Source organism: Kitasatospora sp. NPDC092039 (assembly GCF_044756065.1).
Lineage (GTDB): Bacteria > Actinomycetota > Actinomycetes > Streptomycetales > Streptomycetaceae > Kitasatospora.
This window is the reverse complement of record NZ_JBIVSD010000016.1, coordinates 147173-168896: the sequence shown is the minus strand read 5'-3', so window position 1 is coordinate 168896 and position 21724 is coordinate 147173. Positions and strand designations below refer to the sequence as shown.

The following is a 21724-nucleotide window of genomic DNA, read 5'->3' as shown; positions in this document are numbered from 1 at the left end:
CTGTCAGCAGGCGCCGCTAGCTCAGTTGGTTAGAGCAGCTGACTCTTAATCAGCGGGTCCGGGGTTCGAGTCCCTGGCGGCGCACAGACAGCCGGAAGGCCCTTCGCGAGAGCGAAGGGCCTTCCGGCGTTTTCCGGTCCGGGCCTTCGAGGACCGACGCAACGAGGCCCTCGGCGCCGGGCCGCCCGCCGGAGCGGACGGCCCGGTCGGGCCCGGCTCAGCGGCCGCGCAGCTCCCGGTAGCGGGCGACCAGCTCGGCGGTGGAGCTGTCCAGCTGCTCGGCGCCCTCACCGGTGAGCAGCACCGGCTCGATCCGCTTGGCGAGCACCTTGCCCAGCTCGACGCCCCACTGGTCGAAGGAGTCGATGTTCCAGACCGCGCCCTGGACGAACACCTTGTGCTCGTAGAGCGCGACCAGCTGGCCGAGCACCGAGGGGGTCAGCTCGCCGGCCAGGATGGTGGTGGTCGGGTGGTTGCCCTTGAAGGCCTTGTGCGGGACGAGCTCGGCGGGCACGCCCTCGGCGACGACCTCCTCCGGGGTCTTGCCGAAGGCCAGCGCCTGGGTCTGGGCGAAGAAGTTGGCCAGCAGCAGGTCGTGCTGGGCGACCAGGCCGGGGAGCAGGTCGGCGACCGGCTTGGCGAAGCCGATGAAGTCGGCCGGGATGACCTTGGTGCCCTGGTGCAGCAGCTGGTAGTAGGCGTGCTGGCCGTTGGTGCCGGGGGTGCCCCAGACCACCGGGCCGGTCTGCCAGTCCACCGGGGTGCCGTCGCGGGTCACCGACTTGCCGTTGGACTCCATGTCCAGCTGCTGGAGGTAGGCGGTGAACTTGGACAGGTAGTGCGAGTAGGGCAGCACCGCGTGCGCCTGGGCGTCGAAGAACGCGCCGTACCAGACGCCGAGCAGGCCGAGCAGCAGCGGGACGTTCCGCTCCGCCGGGGCGGTGCGGAAGTGCTCGTCGACCAGGTGGAAGCCGTCCAGCATCTCGCGGAAGGCGTCCGGGCCGATGGCGATCATCAGCGAGAGGCCGATCGCCGAGTCGTAGGAGTAGCGGCCGCCGACCCAGTCCCAGAACTCGAACATGTTGGCGGTGTCGATGCCGAAGTCCTGCACGCCCTGGGCGTTGGTGGACAGCGCGACGAAGTGCTTGGCCACCGCGTCGTTGCCGGCGCGCAGCCCGGTGAGCAGCCAGTCGCGGGCGGAGACGGCGTTGGTGATGGTCTCGATGGTGGTGAAGGTCTTCGAGGCGACGATGAACAGCGTCTCGGCCGGGTCGAGGTCGCGGACCGCCTCGTGCAGGTCGGCGCCGTCCACGTTGGAGACGAAGCGGACGTCGAGGTCGCGCTTGGCGTACGAGCGGAGCACCTCGTAGGCCATCGCCGGGCCGAGGTCGGAGCCGCCGATGCCGATGTTGACGACGGTGCGGATCGGCTTGCCGGTGTGGCCCTTCCACTCGCCGCCGCGGACCCGGTCGGCGAAGTCGGCCATCCTGTCGAGGACGGCGTGCACCGCGGGCACCACGTTCTCGCCGTCGACCTCGATCACGGCGTCGCGCGGGGCGCGCAGCGCGGTGTGCAGGACGGCCCGGTGCTCGGTGTTGTTGATCTTCTCGCCGCGGAACATCGCGTCCCGCAGCTCGGCGACGCCGGTGGCGGCGGCCAGCTCGCGCAGCAGCTCCAGCGTCTCGTCGGTGACCAGTTGCTTGGCGTAGTCCACGTGCAGGTCGCCGACCTGCAGGGTGTAGCGGCGGCCGCGCTCCGGGTCGGCGGCGAACAGCTCACGCAGGTGGGTGTCGCCCAGTTCGGCGCGGTGCTTGGCCAGGGCGGCCCACTGCGGGGTGCGGTCCAGCGGGGTGCGGGCGTCGGCGCGGGTCTCCGACATCGGTGGGTCCTCGATTCATCTGGGTGCAGAAACCGGCAGGGCCAGGCGTGAGGGTTCGCCGAGGTCGTGCGGGTACTGGTGGTGCGCCGACTCCGTTGACGGCCTGCCCGGGTTCAGCCTATGCAACCCCGGGGCCGGTCACGCACATTCCGCCCGGCGGGGGCGGACAGTCCGTCACTTCCGTTCGGAGCGCAGGTCCAGTCCGCGCAGCACCTGGTCGACCAGCTCCGGATCGGCGCCGGGCTCGCTGCGGGCGGCGAGCATCTCGCGCCGGGAGGCGGCGATCATCTCCTGCTCGACGTCCCGGGCGGCCCGCCACTGGGCGATCCGCAGCCTGGCCTCGGCGGCCTCCTCCTCGGCGTAGTTCTCCGGGCAGAGCCGGGCCAGCCGGTCGTGCTGACGGTCCCGCAGGCGGTCGGCGACCTCGGCGGGCAGCCGGTCCTGCTCCTCCAGCTCGCCGAGGCGCCGGAGCCCGGCCTTGGCGGCCCGCCACCAGAGCTGGCGCACGGCCTGTTCGTGCCCGTCCCGGTCGATGTCCAGCTCGAAGCGCTTGGCCAGCCAGGGCAGGGTGAGGCCCTGCACCAGCAGGGTGAAGAGCACCACGCTGAAGGCGATGAAGACCAGCCGTCCGCGCTCGGGGAAGTCCTCGCCGGAGTGCAGGGTGAGCGGGATGGCGAGCGCCAGGGCGACGGTGGCCACGCCGCGCATGCCGGACCACCAGAGGATCACGCTCTCCTGCCAGCTGAACGGCGTGTCCTCCTCGTCGCCGGAGCGCAGCTTCTTCGACAGCCAGCCGGCCGGCAGCAGCCAGAGCAGCCGGACCCCGACGACCACCGCGATGACCACGGCGGCGTCGCCGAGGAAGCCGGTCCAGCCGCGGCCGGCCTCCTTGAGCACGGTGGCCAGCTCCAGGCCGATCAGGCCGAAGGCGACACCGGTGATCAGGATCTCGACCACCTCCCAGAAGGCGTTGCCGACCAGCCGGTAGGAGACGGCGTCCGCGTCGGAGGCCCGCTCCGCTAGGTACAGCGCGCAGACCACGACGGCGAGCACGCCGGAGCCGTGGAGCTCCTCGGCCAGGGCGTAGGCGGCGAAGGGCACCAGGAGGTTGAGCGCGACCTGCTGGGTCGGGTCGTCCAGCCGTTCGGCGAGCTTGGTGTTGAGCCAGCCGAGCGCGACGCCGACCACCACCGCCAGCACCGCGGACAGCACGAAGCGCAGCACCGCGTGCCCGGCCGAGAAGTCGCCGCTGACCACGGCCTCGATGGACAGCGTGTAGATGACGATCGCGGTGACGTCGTTGAACAGCCCCTCGCTCTCCAGGATCGACACCAGCCGACGGGGCAGCCCGACGCTGCCGGCCACCGCGACGGCGGCGACCGGGTCGGGCGGGGAGACCAGCGCGCCGAGCGCGATGGCGGCGGCCAGCGGCAGGGTCGGCAGCAGCCAGTGCACGGTGCCGGCCACGGCGACCGTGGTGACCACCACCAGGGCGACCGCCAGCAGCAGGATCGAGCGGGCGTTGGCCTTGAAGTAGCGCACCGAGGAGCGCCGGGCCACCGCGAAGATCAGCGGCGGCAGGACCAGCGGCAGGATCAGCTCCGGCTCGATGGTGACGTCCGGGATCTGCGGGACGAGCGCCATCACGATGCCGAGCAGGGTCATCAGCACCGGTTGCGGCACTCCGGTCCGCCGACCGAGCGGCATGGTCACCACGGAGGCGAGCAGCACCAGGAAGAACAGGGGCAGCTGGCCCACGGGGAGGTTCCTCTCGACGACGGACGGCTGAGCGCCGCCCAGGATAAATCTGACAATGCGCTCAATAGTGTCGACACGCTGAACAGCGGCTTGACCTCAAGCGCACTTCAAGTCCGAGGATCGTCGGCATCGGAAGGATCGACGAGGGGCGGGAACAGGCATGAAGGCGGTCACCGTGACGGGCGGCGGCGGTCCGGAGGTCCTCCGGGTCGGGGAGGTGCCCGACCCGGAGCCCGGGCCGGGCGAGGTGCGGGTGCGGGTGTACGCGGCCGGGGTGCAGCCGGTGGACCTCGCGATCCGCGAGGGCTTCCGGCCGCCGGGGCTGGCGGTCGAGCCGCCGTTCGTCCTCGGCAACGAGTTCGCCGGGGTGGTGGAGGCCCTCGGCCCGGACGCCGGGGACCGGCGGGTCGGGGACGAGGTGCTGGGCTTCCGGGTGCTGGGCTGCCAGGCCGAACTGGTCACCGTCGACGCCGGCCGGCTGGTGGCCAAGCCCGCCGGGATGCCGTGGGAGCAGGCCGGCTCGCTCTCCGCCTCCGGCCAGACCGCCCACCTGGCGCTCACCGCGCTGGGCGTCGGCCCGGGCGACACCGTGCTGGTGCACGGCGCCGCGGGCGGGGTCGGCACGGTCGCCGTCCAGCTGGCCCGGGCCTGGGGCGCCACGGTGGTCGGCACCGCGAGCGAGCGCAACCACGGGTACCTGCGGGAGCTCGGCGCGGTGCCGGTCACGTACGGCGAGGGGCTGGTCGAGCGGGTCCGGGCGGTGGCGCCGCAGGGGGTGACCGCGGCCTTCGACGCCGCCGGCCGGGGCGCCCTGGAAGCCTCCGTCGAGCTGGTCGCCGACCGGGACCGGATCGGCACCGTGGTCGACTACCCGGGCGCCGAGCGGCTGGGCGTCCGGGGGCTGCGCGGCGAGCGGACGGCCGAGCGGCTGGCCGAGCTGGTGGAGCTCTGGGAGGCCGGCGGGCTGCGGCTGGAGGTCGAGGAGACGTTCCCGATGGAGCGGGTCGCCGAGGCGCACCGGCTGGTCGCCGCCGGGCACGTCCGGGGCAAGGTGGTGCTGACCGTGTGAGCGCGGCCGGGCTCCCGGCCCGGGCCGATTGTGAGTTTCGGCTGCTGACCAGGTAATGTTCTCCACGTCAGCAGGCGCCGCTAGCTCAGTTGGTTAGAGCAGCTGACTCTTAATCAGCGGGTCCGGGGTTCGAGTCCCTGGCGGCGCACAGACAGCCGGAAGGCCCTTCGCGAGAGCGGGGGGCCTTCCGGCGTTTCCGCGTACGCCCGCGGCGGGTGGCAGGAAAGGTGGGAAACAGGTCATTGCTGCCACCACGGCCCGCTGACAGGCTGGTCGCATGACAGGACGCAGCGTGCTCGTCGTCCTCTACGAGGGCGTGCAGAGCCTCGATGTGACCGGCCCGGTGGAGGTCTTCACGGGGGCGTGCTCCGCCTCCGGGCAGCCGGACGCGTACCGGGTGACCACCGCCGCACCGGGCGGCGGGCCGGTGCGGGCCTCCAGCGGACTGCGGCTGCTGCCGGACGCCGACCTCGCCGGAGCCGGACCGGTGCACACCCTGGTGGTTCCCGGCGGGGAGGGCACCAGGCACCCGGACCCGGCCCTGGTGGCACGGATCCGGGAACTGGCCGGACGGGCAGAGCGGGTGGTGTCGGTGTGCACCGGGGCCTTCCTGCTCGCCGAGGCCGGGCTGCTGTCCGGTCGCCGGGCGACCACCCACTGGGCGCACTGCGAGGCGCTGGCCCGGCGGTTCCCGGACGTCGAGGTGGACCCGGACCCGATCCACGTCCGGGACGGCCCGATCGCCACCTCGGCCGGGGTCACCGCCGGGATCGACCTGGCACTCGCCCTGGTGGAGGAGGACCTCGGACGGGAGACGGCCCTGGTGATCGCCCGTCACCTGGTGGTCTTCCTGCGCCGGCCGGGCAACCAGGCCCAGTTCAGCGCCCAGCTGGCCGCCCAGGTGGCGGCCCGGCAGCCGCTGCGCGAGGTGCAGCGGTGGATCGCCGAGCACCCGGAGGCCGACCTCTCGGTCGGGGAGCTGGCCCGCCGCTCGGCGCTGTCGCCGCGGCACTTCGCCCGCGCTTTCGCCGCCGAGGTCGGGGTGCCCCCGGGCCGGTACGTGGACGGGGTCCGGCTGGAGGCCGCCCGGCGCCGGCTGGAGGACACCGACGACGGGATCGAGGAGGTCGCCCGTCACTGCGGCTACGGCACCCCGGAGGCGATGCGGCGCGCCTTCGTCCGGGCCCTGGCCGCCCCGCCCGCCGAGTACCGACGCCGTTTCCGACCCGAACCCACCGGAGGTCACTGATGCGCATCGCCATCCTGCTCTACCCCGAGTTCACCACGCTGGACGCGGTCGGCCCGTACGAGGTGCTGTCCCGGATCCCCGGCGCCGAGGTCGTGTTCACCGCCGCCGAACGGGGGCCGGTGCGCAACGACGTCGGCAGCCTGGCGGTCACCGCGGACGCCGCCCTGGACGAGGTCGACTCGGCCGACCTGCTGCTGGTGCCCGGCGGGCCCGGGACCCAGGCCCAGCTCGGGAACGAGGCGCTGCTCGACTGGCTGCGCCGGGTGGACGCGACCACCACCTGGACCACCTCGGTCTGCTCGGGTTCGCTGCTGCTGGGCGCCGCCGGGCTGCTCAAGGGCCGCCGGGCCACCTCGCACTGGAGCGTGCTGGACCGGCTGGCCGGATACGGGGCGGAACCGACGGGGACCGAGCGGGTCGTCATCGACGGCAAGTACGCCGTCGCCGCCGGGGTCTCGGCCGGGATCGACCTCGCCCTGACGCTGGCCGGCCGGATCAGCGGGGACACCACCGCGCAGGCGATCCAGCTGCTGATCGAGTACGACCCGCAGCCGCCGTACTCGGCGGGCGCCCTGGCGAAGGCGTCTCCCGAGGTGGTCGAGGCGGTGAACCGGCTGATGGTCCGCTAGCCGGGCGAGGCCGGACAGGGCTGTCCCGGCGCCGGGCTGTCCCGGTGCCGAGACCGTCTCGGCACAGACGGTCTCGGCACCGGGCGGTCTCAGCGCCGGGGCGGGAAGGCGTGGCGGCGGGCGGCGGTGGCCACCGCGAGGACGGAGAGCATCAGCGCGAGCACCGTCCAGGGCAGGGCACCGGTGCCCAGGCCGCTCAGGACCAGGCCGCCGACCACGCCGCCGCCCGCCATCGCCGCGTTCCACAGGGTCACCAGCACGGCCTGGGCGGCGTCCGCCCGCTCCCCGCCCGCGTCGCCGAGGGCGGTCTGGAGCAGGGTCGGGGCGCCGCCCCAGCCCAGGCCCCAGAACAGCGCCGCGACGTACACCGGCGGCGCGCTGCCGGACCACACCGCGAGGACGGCCGCCGTCAGCGCGACCAGCAGCGCGCCGCCGATCGTCAGCTGCCGCAGCCGGCGGTGGATGTGGACGCCGATCAGCCAGACGCTCATCAGCGAGGCCGCCCCGAAGACCAGCAGCACGGTGCCGGTGGCGCCGCCGAGGCCGGCCCGGTCCAGGAAGGGCGCGATGTAGGTGAACAGGATGGTGTGCGCGAGCACGTAGAGCACCGTCACGGCGAGCACCGGCCGTACGCCGGGCACGGTGAGCGCGTGGCGGACCGCTACCCGCTCACCGGCCGGCTGCCCGGGCTGGTCCGGCAGCAGCGCCGCGATCCAGCCGATCACGCCGACGGCCAGTGCCGTCATGGCCAGGAACGGCACCCACCAGGCGAGCACCTGCCCGAGGAAGGTGCCGACCGGCACTCCCAGCGACAGCGCCACCGGCACGCCCGCCATCGCCACCGCCATCGCCCGGCCCTGCTGCCCGACCGGCACCAGCCGGCGCGCGTACCCCGCCAGCAGGGCCCAGGCGAGGCCGGCCGCGACGCCCGCGAGGAAGCGGGCGGCCAGTGTGAGCGGGTAGCTGGTGGAGGCCGCGGTGACGGTGTTGGCCACCGCGAAGCCCGCCATCGCGGTGAGCAGCAGCCGCTTGCGGCCCCAGCCGGTGGTGGCCGCGGCGAGCGGGATCGCCGTGACGGCGGAGCCGATCGCGTAGACGGTGACGGTCTGCCCGGCCGCCGACTCGCTGACGCCGAGCGCCTCGCTCATCCCGGGCAGCACGCCCGCGGGCAGGTTCTCGGTGAGGCCGGTGACGAAGACGGCGGTGGCCAGCGCGAGCAGGGCCGACAGGGGAAAGGGCTTGTGGGGTACCGGGGTCGTGAGCTGTGTGGTCGCCATGGGGACCATGCTTGGACCTCACACCGGTGTCAGGTTCAAGCACGGTCCCACGGGCGGTCAGGCGGCAAGGGCGGTCGGGCGGTCGGGCCGTCGGGCCGTCGGGTCAGCGGGCCTCCGGCTCAGCGGCCGAAGTAGCCGTTGAAGTTCCGGGAGAACTCCTGGCCGCCGAACCGGTCCCAGTTGATCGACCAGGTCATCAGCCCGCGCAGGTTCGGCTGCGCGCCCGAACGCGGCACGTACGTCCCGCAGTTGGCCAGCTTGGTGAGGCAGTCCAGCGCCTTGTTCACCTCCGCCGGGGCGACGTAGCCGTTGCCCGCGTTGGTGGTGGCCGGCATGCCGATGGCGACCTTGGCGGCGGGCAGCGCCGGGAACACCCTGTCGGCGTTGCCCGCCACCGGGAAGCCCTTGAGCAGCATGTCGGTCATCGCGACGTGGAAGTCGGCGCCGCCCATCGAGTGGTACTGGTTGTCCAGGCCCATGATGGAGCCGGAGTTGTAGTCCTGGACGTGCAGCAGGGTGAGGTCGTCGCGCAGCGCGTGGATGACCGGCAGGTACGCCCCGGCGCGCGGGTCCTGGCCGCCCCACGGGCCGGATCCGTAGTACTGGTAGCCGAGTTGGACGAAGAAGGTCTCCGGCGCCATGGTCAGCACGAAGCCCGGGCCGTACTTGGCCTTGAGGGTCTTCAGCGCGGAGATCAGGTTGACGATGACCGGGCTGGTCGGGTTCCGGAAGTCGGTGTCACCGGTGTTGAGGGAGAGCGAGTGCCCCTCGAAGTCGATGTCCAGGCCGTCCAGACCCCACTTGTCGATGATCGCCGAGACCGAGCCGACGAAGGCGTCCCGGGCGGCGGTGCTGGTCAGCTGGACCTGGCCGTTCTGGCCGCCGATCGAGATCAGCACCTTCTTGCCCTGGGCGCGCTTGGCGGCGATGGCGGCCTTGAACTCGTCGTCCGACTCGACGCCCGGGCACTCGGCGGCCGGGCAGCGGTTGAAGCGGATGTCGCCGGAGGTGACGGAGGTGGGCTCGCCGAAGGACAGGTTGATGAAGTCCCAGGAGTTCGGGACGTCGGCCATCCGGGTGTAGCCGGCGCCGTTGGCGAAGCTCGCGTGCAGGTAGCCGACCAGGGCGTGGCTGCCGGCCGGCTGGCCGGTGGGCGTGCCCGTCGGGGTTCCGGTGGGCGTCCCGGTCGGGGTGCCCGTCGGAGTCGCGGTGGGGGAGGCGGTCGCGGTCGGCGTGCCCGTCGGAGTCGCGGTGGGCGAGGCGGTCGCGGTCGGCGAGACGGTGGGCGTGGGCGTCGGGCTGGGGGTGCCCGGGCCGTCCAGCGAGACGTCGTCCGCGTAGTAGGTGCCCTGGCCGTACCAGCCGTGGGTGTAGACGGTGGCACTGGTCTGGCTCGCTCCCGTGGTGAAGCTGAGGCTGAGCTTCTGGTACCCGCCGCCGGTGCCCGGCGTCCAGGTGCTCGGGCCACCGCCGTCCACGCCCAGGTAGACGTACGAGCCGTTGACGAAGGCGCTGAGCGTGTAGGTGGTGTTCGGGGCGACGGTGACGGTCTGGCCGCAGCGGGCGGTGTCGCCGGCCGTGGCGGCCGCGGCGAGCGCCCGGCCGCCGCTGTGCACCGGGGCGGTGACGACGCTGCCGGAGCCGGCGGCGCAGGTCCAGGGGCCGAGCGAGCCGGACTCGAAGCCGCCGTTGGTCAGGAACTCGCCGGCCGAGGCGGCGGGCGCCAGGCCCAGCGTGACGCCGACCAGGGCGGCCGCGGCGACGGCGGAGGCGGTACCGGCGGCGACGGCCGCGCGGCTGCCCTTGGCCGGGGTTCCGGGGATGGGTGTTCTGCGCATGCGGGTGCTCCTGCGATGGCGCGGTCGTGGGGGACGTCCGAGGGCACGCCGGAGCACGCGCCAGTGGGGGGAACGGCCCGGCCTGGCACCCAAGTTGGACTAGACCACTGAAGTGGATCCGGCCGTACGGTGTCAATGGTCCAGACCGGTTCCCGCTCTCCTCCGGTTGCCGGGGGTGACACCCCGTCGAAGGATGGAGGAGTGATCCCGCCCGGCTACCTCCGCCACCCCCACCTGCACGGCGGCCTGCTCACCTTCACCGCCGAGGACGACGTCTGGGTCGCCCCGCTGGAGGCCGACGGCACCGGCACCGGCCGGGCCTGGCGGGTCGGCTGCGACCGCACCCGGGTCAGCCACCCCCGTTTCTCCCCCGACGGCACCACCCTCGCCTGGACCAGCTGGTCCGCCCTGACCCCCGAGGTGTGGACCGCCCCGGTCGAGGGCGGCCCGGCGAGCCGGCTCAGCTTCTGGGGCAGCCAGGACACCCGGGTGCGCGGCTGGCTGCCGGACGGCGAGGTGCTGGCCGTCACCTCCTACCACGAGCCCTTCGGCCACTACACCTGGGCGCACGCCCTGCCGCCGGACGGCTCCCCCGGCCGCCGGATGCCCTGGGGGCCGGTCGGTGACGCCCAGATGAGCCGGGAGCGGACCGTGCTGCTCACCGGCGCCGCCCCGCACGAGCCGGCCGCCTGGAAGCGGTACCGGGGCGGGGCCACCGGCCGGCTCTGGGTGGACGGCGAGCGGATCCTGCCCGGACACACCGGACACCTCGCCGCCCCGATGCCGGTCGGCGGGCGGATCGCCTTCCTCTCCGACCACGAGGGCATCGGCAACGTCTACTCCTGCCGCCCGGACGGCACCGACCTGCGCCGGCACACCGACCACGCCTCCTACTACGCCCGCGAGGCCGCCACCGACGGCACCCGGATCGTCTACCAGCACGCCGGCGACCTCTGGCTGCTGGACGGCCTGGACGCCCCCGCCCCGCGCCGGCTGCGCGTCCCGCTCGGCGGCGCCCGGGCCGGCCGCCGCCCGTACCAGGTCAACGCCGCGAGCCAGGTCAAGGACCTCGCCTGCGACCAGACCGGCCGGGCCGGGGTGGTCACCGTGCGCGGCAGCCAGTACTGGCTCACCCACAAGGACGGCCCGGCCCGCGTGCTCGCCGACACCCCCGGGGTGCGCACCCGGCTGCCGGTGGTGCTCGGGCACACCGGCGAGGCGGCCTGGATCACCGACGCCGAGGGCGCCGACGCGATCGAGGTGGTGCCGCTGCCCGGCCGCACCGAGCCGCCGGGCCACCCCGGGGCGGAGAAGCACCGCCACCGGGTACTCGCCGCCGGGCGGATCGGCCGCGTCCTGGAGCTCACCGCCTCCCCCGACGGCACCCGGCTCGCCGCGACCACCTCGGACGGGCGGCTGCTGCTGGTCTCCGCCGCCGACGGCGAGGTGCGCGAACTGGCCGCCTCCGGCTACGGACCGTGCTCCAGCGCCCGATTCTCCCCCGACTCGCACTGGATCGCCTGGTCCGAGCCGGTCGCCGGACGCTCGCTGCGCCGCATCCGGCTCACCCGCACCGACGCGCCCGCGGCGACCACCGACGTCACCGACGGCCGGTTCGAGGACGAGCAGCCGGTGTTCACCCGGGACGGCCGCTACCTGGCCTTCCTGTCCTGGCGCGGCTTCGACCCGGTCCACGACGTGCACACCGGCGACCTCTCCTTCCCGGTCGGCTGCCGCCCGTACCTCGTCCCGCTCGCCGCCGACACCCCCTCGCCGTTCGCCGCCCCCGCCGAGGACGGCCCCCCGCACGGCGACGGAGGCGGCGACGGCACCGTCCGGGTCGACCGGGAGGGCATCGGCGAGCGGCTGCTCCAGTTCCCGGTGATCGCCTCCAAGTACTCGGCCACCGACGCGGTGCGCGGCGGCCTGGTCTGGCTGCGCTGGCCGATCTCCGGCACCCTCGGACAGACCTTCGCCAGCCCGGAGGACACCTCGGGCCGCCCCTCCCTGGAGCACTTCGACCTGGCCCGGGGCACCCGCAGCACCCTGGTCGACAGGCTGGACGGCTACGCGGTCTCCGGGGACGGCGGCTCGATCGCGGTCTACTCGGCCGGCACCCTGCGGGTGGTCCCGGTCACCGCCCCCGCCGCCGGCACCACCGTCGACCTCCGCCGGATCACCCACACCGTGCACCCGGCCGCCGAGTGGCGCCAGGCCTACCACGAGGCCGCCCGGATCGTCCGGGACCAGTTCTGGGACGAGCGGATGTCCGGTCTGGACTGGCCCGCGCTGGTCGCCCAGTACGAGCCGCTGCTGGACCGGATCTGCTCCCCCGACGACTTCGCCGACCTGCTGCGCGAACTGCTCGGCGAACTCGGCACCTCGCACGCCTACGTCACCCCCTCGCGGCGCGCCGAGGGCCCGACCCTCGCCCAGCAGCCGCTCGGCCTGCTCGGCGCCAACGCCCACCGCTCCCCCGAGGGCCGCTGGCTGGTCCACCGGGTACTGCCCGGCGAGAGCTCCGACCCGCGCGCCCGCGCCCCGCTGGCCGCCCAGGGCGTCCGGGACGGCGACGAGCTCCTGGAGGTCGGCGGCCGCCCGGTGGACCCGCTGCGCGGACCGCTTCCGCTGCTGGCCGGCACCGGCGGCACCACCCTGGAACTGGCCCTGCGCAGCGGCCCGGACGGCCCGGTGCGGCGGATCGTGGTCACCCCGCTGACCGACGAGCGGCCCATCCGCTACCAGGACTGGGTGGCCCGACGGCGCACCCTGGTCCGGGAGTTCAGCGACGGGCGGTGCGGCTACCTGCACATCCCGGACCTCGGCGGATCCGGCTGGGCGCAGTTCAACCGGGACCTGCGGCGCGAGCTGGACAAGCCGGCGCTGGTGCTGGACGTCCGCGGCAACGCCGGGGGCAACGTCTCCGAACTGGTGCTGGAGAAGCTCTCCCGGCACGTCCTGGCCTGGGACTTCACCCGGGACCGCCGGCCGGTGCGCTGGCCCCGGCACGCGCCGCGCGGACCGCTGGTGGCGCTGGCCGACGAGGCCACCAGCTCGGACGGCGACGTGATCATCGCGGCGATCAAGCTGCTCGGGCTCGGCCCGGTGATCGGCACCCGCACCTGGGGCGGGGTGGTCGGGATGAGCGGGCGGCACACCCTCGGCGACGGCACCCAGATCTCGGTGCCGAAGAACGCCTCCTGGTTCGGCGGCGGGCTCGGCTGGTCGGTGGAGAACCGGGGCGTGGAGCCGGACGTGCACGTGCTGCGCACCCCGCGCGACTGGGCGCGGGGGCGCCACCCGGAGCTGTTCGCCGCCGTCCAGCTGGCCCTGGAACTGCTGGAGGACGCGCCCGCGGCGGCGCCCCCGCCGGAGTCCACGCCCCGGCCGGACCTGCGGCGGCCGCCGCTGCCGCCGCGGACGAACTGATCCCCGGGCTCAGTCCCAGGGGTCGCCCTCGGCCGTCATGTTCTCGGCGGCACGCCGGTCGGCCTCCTCCTGGGCGAGCCGTTCCCGCTGGTCGCGACCGCGCTCGGTGTCGTCGCCGTACGCGTCGGCGGACTCGTCGTGGGCGAGGGCGGCGCGCTGGGCCGCGTCCTGCCCGGTGGACTCCTGCTGCGGCCGGTGGAACAACCTGTCGAAGATGCCCATGACTCCTCCAAACGGGATGGACGGAAGGTCGGAATACCGGGCTGCCCCCACTCTCACACCCGGTCCTCCCGGACGCACCTTGAGCCCTTGGTCCCTGGTGGACGCGCCGAACGGCCGTAGCCGAGGGCCCCCGGGCGCGCGGACAGTGGGGTCGTCGGCGAAAATCGACGCCACCCTCTGGAGCCCGCTGTGACCGTCGCACATCCCGGAAGCCACGCCCGGCGCACCGCCGAGGACCCGCACGACGGACCGCGCCGGCGGGTCGGCCCGCTGGCCGCGCTGGACGGGCGCCTGCCCGGCACCCACGACCTGCTGCTGATGCAGTGCCCCAGCTCGCTGCGGCCCCTCGCGGGCGGCGAACTGCCGCTCTGGGCCCGGGCGGTGCTGCGGGCGTACCCCTGGGTGACGGTCGGCCGGGCGCCCGCCGCGGTCGGCCACCCGGTGGACCTACCGCACCCGCAGCGCTGCACCCGGGACCCGGAGGCGGCCCCCGAACTGTGGTTCCCGGTGACCGTGCGCGGGCCGCGCCCCGGGCAGCGGCTGGACGCGCTCGCCCCCTGGGCGGCGGTGGCCCGGACGCTGCGGCCCGAACAGCTCGTCCAACGGCGCGCGCGGCTGGCCCCCGAGCGGCTGGCCGGCATCCCGGCGCTGGCCCTGCTGCCGGAGGTCGACCGGCTGGTGGCGGACCACCGAATGCCCTGGGGCCCGATCGGCGCGGTCGGCTACGAGCTGGGCACCGGGGTGCCGGTGGCGGGGCCGCTCAGCCCGCTGCGGCTGGTGCTGCGCTCCCCCCAGCCGATCAGCCGGCGCGACGCGCTGCAGCTGCGGCGGGCGCTGACCAAGCTGCCGCTGCCCGTGCAGGCGGAACTGGAGACCCGGCACGGCTCGGTGCAGCTGGCCGAGTACGCCTCCGGCGCCCACAGCCTGACCCTGCTGACGCCGGACGGCCCCCGGGAGGTCCACGACCCGTGGTTCCCCCGCGGCCCGTTCGGCTGAGCCGCCCGTTCCCCGGGGCGGATCGTTCGCCTGAGCGGCCCGTTCGCGTGGCGGACCGTTCGTCCGAGCGGCCGGACGGCGTTCCAGGGCAATCTCGGAGTTGTCGGCCCGGCCCGGCAGCCGTGACGATGGAGCGTCGTCCGTCCGTCCCAGACGAGGGAGTTCTCCGTGCCGCACATCGCCATCGACAACGGACTGCCGGGGATCAGCGGCCTGCTGACGCTGCGTCCGGACACTGCGGCCCCGCTGGGGATGCTCGCCGACGCGCTGCTGCGGGCCCCGGCCCCGATGAGCCGGGGCGAACGCGAGCTGGTCGCCGCCTACGTCTCCCGGCTCAACGGCACCCGCTTCTGCGAGGGCGCCCACAGCGCCTTCGCCGCGGCGCAGTTGGACGGGGGCGACGACCTGGTCAAGGCCACCCTGACCGACCCCTCGGCCGCGCCGCTCAGCGAGCGGATGCGCGCCCTGCTGCGGATCGCCGCGGAGGTGCAGGAGAAGGTCGGTCCGGTCTCGCAGGAGGCGGTGGCGGCCGCCCGCGAGGCCGGCGCCGGCGACACCGAGATCCACGACACCGTGCTGATCGCCGCCGCGTTCTGCATGTACAACCGGTACGTCGACGGCCTGGCCACCGAACTGCCCGCGGACCCGGGCTACTACGCCGAGGGGGCGAAGCGGATCGTCGACTCCGGCTACGGCCGGGAGGACTGAACCACGCGGACGGCGCCGCCGGGCGGGCACCCGGCGGCGGCGTCCGGCGGCGTGCCGACAGGGCACGATGGAAGAAGCGGCCGATCGGCCGCACCGGCAGGATGTCAGCGCTCGAGCACCGTCCCCTGCCGAAGAGAGACACCGCCATGAGCACTTTCGCGTCGGGCCGGCCGAACGCCCTGGCCGACCCGGATCCGCGCCGCCCCGCCTCCCGCACCTCACTGTTCGTCACCGGCGACTTCCCCCGCCGCCGCTGGCTCACCCTGCTGCTCAGCACCGCCGGCGGGCTCCTGCTGGCGTACGCCTGGAACGCCAAGCTGGTCGACGACGAGATCGGCTTCAGCAGCGCCGACGCCCTGCTCGGGCACGACGCCCACCGCACTCCCATCACCGGAGTGCTCTCCGGCATCCTGTTCGCCTTCGTCACCGGGCTGGCCGGCTCGTTCACCGCCTGCAACATCGCGGCCTTCGGCGCGGTCGGCCCGCTGGTCGGGCAGACGCCGTCGCTGCGCGGCAGGCTGCTGCACGTCGCCCGGCCACTGGGCTGGATCTTCGCGGGCATGGCCCCGGTCTCCGCCGCCTACGGCGCCCTGGTCGGCCTCGTCGGCACGCACATGCCGCAGTTCTCGACGGCCGCGAGCAAGGGCCTGACGCCCCGGTCGATACAGTCGATGACGACCTTCGGCCTGATCGGGCTCGTGATGATCGTGCTCGGACTGGCCGCCGTCGGCCTGATCCGGGACCCGCTGGCCGGCCTCTCCCGCCGCTTCCCGAACGCACCGCTGGTGCTCGTCGGCGTGCTGATCGGCGGCTTCCTGGTGGGCCGGCCGTACCCGCTCTTCCGCGACCTCTTCCGGCACGCCGCCAACACCCACAACCCGCTCTACGGCGCCGGCGCGTTCCTCCTGCAGTCGATCGGCAACATCGCGGTCATGGCGCTGCTGTTCGTACTGCTCACCTACGGGCTGGGCGGACGGCTGCAGCGCCGGCTGGCGGCCAGGCCCGCCCGGATCAGCGTGCTGACCGCCGCGGCCTTCCTGGTCGCCGGGGTCTTCACCGTCGTGTACTGGGACCTGCGGATCCTGGGCCGGCTCGGCTACATCTGGTTCCCGTCCTCCCCCTGGACGTAGGGCCGCCCCCGAGTCGCCGCGGGTCCGGCCGCCCACCCGGGCGGTCGGGCCCGCGCGGCAGGGCGTCACCGGGCGGCCGGACTGTGGGGCGCGTTCAGCGGTCCTTGACGTCGATTCCCAGCGCGTGGGCGAACTGGGGCGCCAGCTCCAGCAGTTGGGTGGAGCTGATGACCGCGCCGCGCAGGCCCTGGTGGCCGTCGGCCAGGCCGAGCCGGACGGCGCCGCGCAGGTCGGTCCGGCTCAGCGTCGCGCCGCGCAGCCGGACCTCCTCCAGCGTGGAACCGGGGAAGGAGACCTCGGTCAGCCTGGCCCCGCCGAAGTCCACGTCGCGCAGCAGGCAGTCCTCGAAGACGACGTCCCGCAGGACGGCCGAACGCAGGTTGACCGCCTCCAGCTTGCAGCCCCGGAAGACCACCCGGCGCAGCGCCGAGCCGTACCCGGCGACCCCGGCGAGCACCCCGCCGACGAAGGAGCTGTCCTGCCACTCCGAGTCGCTGAGGTCGCAGGCGACCCAGCGGCCGGCCCGCACCCACACCTCGTTGAACCGGGCCTGGCGCAGCTTGACCCCGCTGAGCGCGACACCGGTGAAGGCGCACTCCAGGAAGGCCGCCCCGGCACCCGACTCGTCGGTGTGCTCGCCGCCGTCGAAGTGCGCGGTGTCGTACCGCTCGTCGCTGCGCAGCGGCCCGGTGTGCGGGCGCAGCAGCTCGGCGTACGGGAGGTCGGCGAGCCGGTCGGGGACGGCACGGGACATGGCGGTGGCTCCTGGCGGTCGGGGCGGCGGGGTCTCGCCCGCATGCTCGCACGCCGCACCGACAACGCCCCGCAGCGGCGGCACGGCGACCGGGCGGCGCGGGCGAACGACCGCAGGCACGGCGCGGCCGCCCGAACCGGCGAAGCCCCGGACCGGCCGCGCCGAGGCGGCCGGTCCGGGGCTGCTCACCGCGAGGACGGGCCCTCGGTCAGCCGCGCGCCCAGAGCGAGTTGACCCGGCTGCGCTCGGTGCTGTTCGGGTAGGCGTTGGTGCAGGAGGTGCCGGGGCCGCCGCCCGACATCAGCTCGCTGCACGGACCGGTGTAGTGGTCCGGCAGGCCGAGCACGTGCCCGGTCTCGTGCGCCACCACGCGCACCGAGCTGTACTGCTGGTTCTGCCGGTAGTCGAGGAAGACGTAGCCGCGCCCGTGGCCGTCGGTGCTCGCGTACGAGCCGCGGCTGTCGTTGCCCTCGTAGTAGCGGAAGTCGGCGGCCGAGCCGGACTGCAGCTTGACGTTGGCGACCGAGCTGTTCCAGATCTGCGCGGACTGGGATATCTGGTTGCGGAAGGTCGGGGCAGAGCTGGCGTCGTAGGTGACGGTGACGACCGCCAGGCTCGGGTTGGCGGCCTGCTTGGCCTTGGCGGAGGTCATCACGGCCTGGAAGAAGGCCTGGTTGTTGGCGGCCTCCTCGGCCGAGCCGGCGTAGGTCGAGGAGGTGTAGCCCTGCACGGCCGGAGCGGCCGGCGCCGCGGCGGCGGCGGTGGTGGGCAGTACCGCGAGGCCGGCCGCGAGGGCGAGGCCGAGGGTGGCGGACAGCACGGATCGCTTCATGTGGGGGCTCCGATTCCTGAGGTGACGTGGCCGGTTGGGGGCCGGCTCGGGGGACACCTGGTCAACGGGTGGTGTCCCCAGAGCTTCGGGCAACCCGGTGCGTGCGCGGATGATGCCAACCCGCGATAGCACCGTCCAATACCCCTGTTGTGGAGCGGAATTGAGCCGACTTTTCCTCGTCTTGACTCAACCGTGCCCCTGGCATTCCGTTCCGGCGGCGGCTAGGCTCCCGTTCGGGGAAGTACCCGGAGCGGTGGGCCGCTCGATTCCGGCCGAGCGGACCGCCGCTCCGAACCCGCCCGCGGACCGCGTCAGTTCCGCGCGGCAAGACCGTTCGCCCAGAGGTAGTCGACCTGGCCGCGCTCGTTGCCGTCGGGGTACGGGTTGGTGCAGGACGGGCCGGGGCCGCCGCCCGACATCAGCTCGCTGCACGGGCCGGAGTAGTCGTCGGGCAGGCCGAGCACGTGCCCGGTCTCGTGCGCCACCACGCGCAGCGAGCTGTACTGCTGGTTCTGCTGGTAGTCGAGGAAGACGTAGCCGTGGCCATGCCCGTCGGTGCTCGCGTAGGAGCCCCGGCTGTCACTGCCCTCGTAGTACGAGAAGTCGCCGTAGCCGCCGGTCTCCTGGAGCCGGACGCTGCCCACCGAGCTGTTCCAGATCTGCGCGGCCTGGGATATCTCGCCGGTGAAGGAGGGCGCGTTCGCGGTGTCGTAGGTGACGGTGACGGTCAGCAGCCACGGGTTCGCCGCCTGCCGGGCCTTGGCGGAGGCCATCACGGCCTGGAAGAAGGCCCGGTGGTCCGCGGTCTCGGCGGCCGAGTCGGCGTGCGTCGAGGGGGTGTAGCCCTGGACGGCCGGGGCGGCCGGCGCCGCGGTGGCGGTGGTGGTGGGGAGGGTCGCGAGGCCGGCCGCGAGGGCGAGGCCCAGGGCGGCGGACAGCACGGATCGCTTCATGTAGGGGCTCCGGTTTCGCGGTGCGCCGGCTCGCCGGGGCCGGTGGGGGCCGGGCCCGGGGGCGGCGCACGGTGGGGGCCGCCCCGGCGGCGCGGCCGGGGCGGGTTGCTGTCCCCCGAGCTTCGACCCGCCCGGGGCCCTCGGGGATGATGCCAACCGGCGATAGCCCGGCCGCATGGCGGCCCGATCGGGGCCTGTTCGCCGCCCGTCCGCGGCTGTTCGCGACGCGTCCCGCCGGGCGGTCGCGCCGCGCTCCGAGCCGACCGGTTCGCCGGCCGGCCCGTCGGCGTGCCCTTGAATGCCTGTCATGTCCTTGGCGAGGAAGCATGACGGCGATTATGCTCCCGACGTGGAGCTCGACGTGAGACACCTCCGGGTGCTGTGCGCGATCGCCGATACCGGCAGCCTCCGCAAGGCCGCGCTCCAGCTCGGCATGACCCAGCCCTCCCTCACCACTCAGCTGCACCGCATCGAACGGGCCATCGGCGGCACCCTGTTCACCCGCGAGCAGACCGGCAGCCGGCCCACCGCGCTCGGCCACTCGGTGCTCTCCCGGGCCCGGCCGGTGATCACCGAGATGGCCGCCCTGGTGACCGCCGCCCGCCAGGAGGCGCGGGATTCGGCCGCCCCCGGGCGGCAGCGGCGGCTGCGGATCGGCAGTGTCGGCAACCGGGCGGTCGCGGCCTGGCTGCGCCGGGTGCACGAGCGGCTGCCGGACACCGACACCACCATCCACGTGGACGTCTCGGCCAGCGCACTGCTGCGGATGGTCGCCGCCGACCAGCTGGACGTGGCCTTCGTGTACGAGAGCGAGGGCTTCCCGCTGCGGGTGCCGCCGGACGCCGAGCAGCGGGTGCTGATGGCCCGGGAGCCGCAGTTCGTCGCGCTCGCCGCCGGGCACCCGGCCGCCGCCCGGCCGGTCGTCCACCTGGCCGACCTCGCCGAGGACACCTGGATGGTCGACCCGACCGCCGACCACGAGTACGCGGCCATGCGCCGGGTGTTCAGCGAGGCCGGGCTCAACCCCCGGGTGGTGCAGGTGCGGGACAACGCCACCGCCGCCGAGCTGGTCGCCTCCGGCGAGGCCGTCCGCCCCTGCCAGCCGACCTCGCTGCCCGGGCCCGGCACGGTGGTCCGGCCGGTGCACGGGGACCCGCTGGCCGTCCGCCTGCTGTTCACCTGGCGTCCGCGGGTGCTCAGCGCGCCCGCCCTGGACGCGCTGTACGGCGAACTGCGGGCCGCCTACCTGGACCTGGCCAAGGACAACCCGGCCTACGTGGACTGGCTGGCCCGGCACGAGCCGGTGCTGCTGGGGCGGGCCGGTTAGCCGTCGGCCCCCGCGCCGCGGTTCGGCCGGCCGGCCTGCGCCCGCCTGCTCTCCAGGCCGTGGACCAGCACGCCCACCGCCACCATCAGCGCGCAGACCAGGCCCGCCGCGAGCACCCCGGAGTCGCCGAGCGCGGTGCAGGCCAGCACCAGCACGGCCCCCACCGGTGCCACCGACTGGGCCACCGCGCCCCGTTTGGTGTGCCGGGAGTGCAGGAACCAGACGGTGGCCAGGTAGAGCGCGGTGGGCACGGTGACCGTCGCGGTGGCGGCCGTCGCGGAGATGTGCGCCTTGTGCACCGCCGACTCCACCGCCACCTCCAGCCCGGCGCCGATCGCCGCCGCCGAGCCGAACACCAGGTAGTGCCCGTAGCCCCAGACCAGCGCCTGCCGGTTGGAGCGCAGGTGCTCGTGGACGGGCCGGGCGAAGTAGATCCACCAGGCGGCGAAGCAGATCAGCAGCCCGCCGACCGCCACCGGCACCAGCCGGCCCAGTCCCTCGTGCTCGTCCACCGCCGACTGCACGGCGACGGTCGCCGCCGCCACCGTCTCGCCGAGCACGATGAGGGTGAACAGCCCGTACCGCTCGGCGATGTGGTGCGGGTGCCAGGCGGTCCGCAGCCGCAGCTCGGCGATCACCGGCACGGCCAGCTCGCACAGCACCCCGACCGGGACGGCGTACGGCCGGGCGCCCTGCGGCAGGAACAGCATCACCACCCAGCCGACCTGGCAGAGCGTGATCCCCACCGCGTAGCCCAGCGCGACCCGGCGCGCCAGACCGTGTTCGCTGGCGGCCGCGCGCAGCCACTGGGTGACCATCGCCAGGCGCATCACCACGTAGCCGGCGATCGCCAGCGTCAGGTCCTGGGTGGCGAACAGCCGGGGCACCCCGGCGGCGAGGATCAGCACCCCGGCGATCTGCACCAGCGTGGTGACCCGGTACGGCACGTCGTCGACGTCGTACGCGGAGGCGAACCAGGTGAAGTTCATCCAGGCCCACCAGATCGCGAAGAAGGCCAGCGCGTAGCCGCGCAGGCCGTCGCCGTAGTGCCCGGCCGCGAGCGAGTGGGCCAGTTCGCGCCCGGCCTGGCCGACCGCGACCACGAAGCAGAGGTCGAAGAAGAGTTCCAGCGGGGTGGCGACCCGGTGCGGCTCGTGCCGGTCGCGCGGGACCATCCGGCGCACCGGCGGCGGGTCGACGGGGTGGCTGCGGGGTGCCGCGGCGGCGGGGTCACTGGCCATCGGTACGGCTCCGGGAGTCGGGGGATCGTCCCGCGCATCCTGGCAGCGCTCCCGGCCCGGCGCACGCACCGGCGCGGCAGGTGTGCACGCTCGGGCGCGGCCGTGTGCGCGCTCGGGCACGGCGGCGTACGCGCTCCCGGGCGCGGCCGTGCGGGCGCTCGGGCACGGCCGTGCGGGCGCTCGGGGGCGCGGGGGGAACCCCGCGCACCCCCGGCCGCGATGGCCCTGAATGTCCCTTTTTTCCTTACCGTCAGCCCTAGTTGACGCTCCGGTGCGCGAACCGGGTGACACCTCGGCGGGTTTCCGGGCGCGTCCCGCGCGCTGCGTCGCGCGCGGGCGGGGCGCCGCTAGATTCTTCCCCGGTTGGAAGAGCGCGGGCCCGGTCGGGCCCCACGACACGGGCGGCCTGCGGGCAACGCGGAAGGTCAAGGCG

Annotated in this window: 17 protein-coding genes and 2 tRNA genes; 10 read left to right on the top strand and 9 right to left on the bottom strand. The window is 74.4% G+C overall.

The features are described 5' to 3' along the window. The first annotated feature begins 10 nt into the window (after positions 1 to 10). Positions 11 to 84: transfer RNA gene (locus ACIQI7_RS28285), tRNA-Lys, on the top strand. 133 nt (positions 85 to 217) lie between these two features. Here ACIQI7_RS28285 and pgi read toward each other — a convergent pair. Together pgi and ACIQI7_RS28275 are read right to left on the bottom strand one after the other, a co-directional pair. Beyond that, complete coding sequence (pgi, locus tag ACIQI7_RS28280) at positions 218 to 1879, bottom strand: glucose-6-phosphate isomerase (protein WP_401115016.1); 1662 nt, start codon at positions 1877 to 1879, stop codon at positions 218 to 220. A gap of 174 nt (positions 1880 to 2053) precedes the next feature. Continuing rightward, a complete protein-coding gene (locus ACIQI7_RS28275; RefSeq protein WP_401115013.1) occupies positions 2054 to 3637 on the bottom strand; it encodes a Na+/H+ antiporter in 1584 nt (527 codons plus the stop codon). A 160-nt stretch (positions 3638 to 3797) separates the two neighbouring features. Between ACIQI7_RS28275 and ACIQI7_RS28270 the strand changes: the two genes are divergently transcribed. The 4 genes from ACIQI7_RS28270 (at position 3798) to ACIQI7_RS28255 (ending at position 6584) form a co-directional block, all read left to right on the top strand. Continuing rightward, complete coding sequence (locus ACIQI7_RS28270) at positions 3798 to 4706, top strand: NADP-dependent oxidoreductase (RefSeq protein ID WP_401115010.1); 909 nt, start codon at positions 3798 to 3800, stop codon at positions 4704 to 4706. Between the two features lie 74 nt (positions 4707 to 4780). After that, positions 4781 to 4854 (top strand) — tRNA-Lys (locus ACIQI7_RS28265). 129 nt (positions 4855 to 4983) lie between these two features. Further along, positions 4984 to 5955 carry a GlxA family transcriptional regulator gene (locus ACIQI7_RS28260; protein ID WP_401115007.1) on the top strand — a complete coding sequence of 324 codons (972 nt, stop codon included), beginning with the start codon at positions 4984 to 4986 and terminating at the stop codon, positions 5953 to 5955. Then, positions 5955 to 6584 (top strand): DJ-1/PfpI family protein, encoded by a 630-nt coding sequence (locus tag ACIQI7_RS28255; protein WP_401115004.1) that lies wholly within the window; start codon positions 5955 to 5957, stop codon positions 6582 to 6584. The genes ACIQI7_RS28260 and ACIQI7_RS28255 overlap by 1 nt, the downstream gene beginning before the upstream one ends. 89 nt (positions 6585 to 6673) lie before the next feature. On the opposite strand, the gene ACIQI7_RS28250 is transcribed toward ACIQI7_RS28255, so the two are convergent. After that, positions 6674 to 7861 (bottom strand): MFS transporter, encoded by a 1188-nt coding sequence (locus tag ACIQI7_RS28250; RefSeq protein ID WP_401115001.1) that lies wholly within the window; start codon positions 7859 to 7861, stop codon positions 6674 to 6676. Positions 7862 to 7980: 119 nt separating this feature from the next. Then, on the bottom strand, positions 7981 to 9699 hold the full coding sequence (locus ACIQI7_RS28245) for a chitinase (protein WP_401114998.1): 1719 nt from the start codon (positions 9697 to 9699) through the stop codon (positions 7981 to 7983). Positions 9700 to 9900: 201 nt separating this feature from the next. Here ACIQI7_RS28245 and ACIQI7_RS28240 point away from each other — a divergent pair, with 201 nt between their 5' ends. Beyond that, positions 9901 to 13128, top strand: coding sequence for a S41 family peptidase (locus ACIQI7_RS28240; protein ID WP_401114995.1), 3228 nt, complete (start codon positions 9901 to 9903; stop codon positions 13126 to 13128). Positions 13129 to 13137: 9 nt separating this feature from the next. On the opposite strand, the gene ACIQI7_RS28235 is transcribed toward ACIQI7_RS28240, so the two are convergent. Next, positions 13138 to 13350 (bottom strand): hypothetical protein, encoded by a 213-nt coding sequence (locus ACIQI7_RS28235; protein WP_401114992.1) that lies wholly within the window; start codon positions 13348 to 13350, stop codon positions 13138 to 13140. 189 nt (positions 13351 to 13539) lie between these two features. Here ACIQI7_RS28235 and ACIQI7_RS28230 point away from each other — a divergent pair, with 189 nt between their 5' ends. From ACIQI7_RS28230 to ACIQI7_RS28220, 3 genes are all read left to right on the top strand, one after another. Then, entirely contained in the window at positions 13540 to 14346 is an 807-nt protein-coding gene (locus ACIQI7_RS28230) for a phosphoribosyl-dephospho-CoA transferase MdcG domain-containing protein (RefSeq protein WP_401114989.1), read from the top strand. Between the two features lie 168 nt (positions 14347 to 14514). Next, on the top strand, positions 14515 to 15054 hold the full coding sequence (locus ACIQI7_RS28225; protein WP_401114986.1) for a carboxymuconolactone decarboxylase family protein: 540 nt from the start codon (positions 14515 to 14517) through the stop codon (positions 15052 to 15054). Positions 15055 to 15200: 146 nt separating this feature from the next. Continuing rightward, entirely contained in the window at positions 15201 to 16184 is a 984-nt protein-coding gene (locus tag ACIQI7_RS28220; RefSeq protein ID WP_401114983.1) for a hypothetical protein, read from the top strand. Positions 16185 to 16278: 94 nt separating this feature from the next. Here ACIQI7_RS28220 and ACIQI7_RS28215 read toward each other — a convergent pair whose 3' ends face one another. The 3 genes from ACIQI7_RS28215 to snpA (ACIQI7_RS28205) form a co-directional block, all read right to left on the bottom strand. After that, positions 16279 to 16938 (bottom strand): pentapeptide repeat-containing protein, encoded by a 660-nt coding sequence (locus ACIQI7_RS28215; RefSeq protein ID WP_401114980.1) that lies wholly within the window; start codon positions 16936 to 16938, stop codon positions 16279 to 16281. Positions 16939 to 17146: 208 nt separating this feature from the next. Next, positions 17147 to 17770, bottom strand: coding sequence for a snapalysin (snpA, locus tag ACIQI7_RS28210; protein ID WP_401114977.1), 624 nt, complete (start codon positions 17768 to 17770; stop codon positions 17147 to 17149). A 311-nt stretch (positions 17771 to 18081) separates the two neighbouring features. Next, a complete protein-coding gene (snpA, locus tag ACIQI7_RS28205) occupies positions 18082 to 18723 on the bottom strand; it encodes a snapalysin (protein WP_401114974.1) in 642 nt (213 codons plus the stop codon). Between the two features lie 349 nt (positions 18724 to 19072). Here snpA (ACIQI7_RS28205) and ACIQI7_RS28200 point away from each other — a divergent pair, with 349 nt between their 5' ends. After that, positions 19073 to 20050 carry a LysR family transcriptional regulator gene (locus ACIQI7_RS28200; protein WP_401114971.1) on the top strand — a complete coding sequence of 326 codons (978 nt, stop codon included), beginning with the start codon at positions 19073 to 19075 and terminating at the stop codon, positions 20048 to 20050. Here the strand turns inward: ACIQI7_RS28200 and ACIQI7_RS28195 are convergent. After that, positions 20047 to 21291, bottom strand: a complete 1245-nt coding sequence (locus tag ACIQI7_RS28195; protein ID WP_401114968.1) for a low temperature requirement protein A — start codon at positions 21289 to 21291, stop codon at positions 20047 to 20049. The two genes, ACIQI7_RS28200 and ACIQI7_RS28195, sit on opposite strands and share 4 nt — an antisense overlap. Positions 21292 to 21724: the final 433 nt, after the last annotated feature.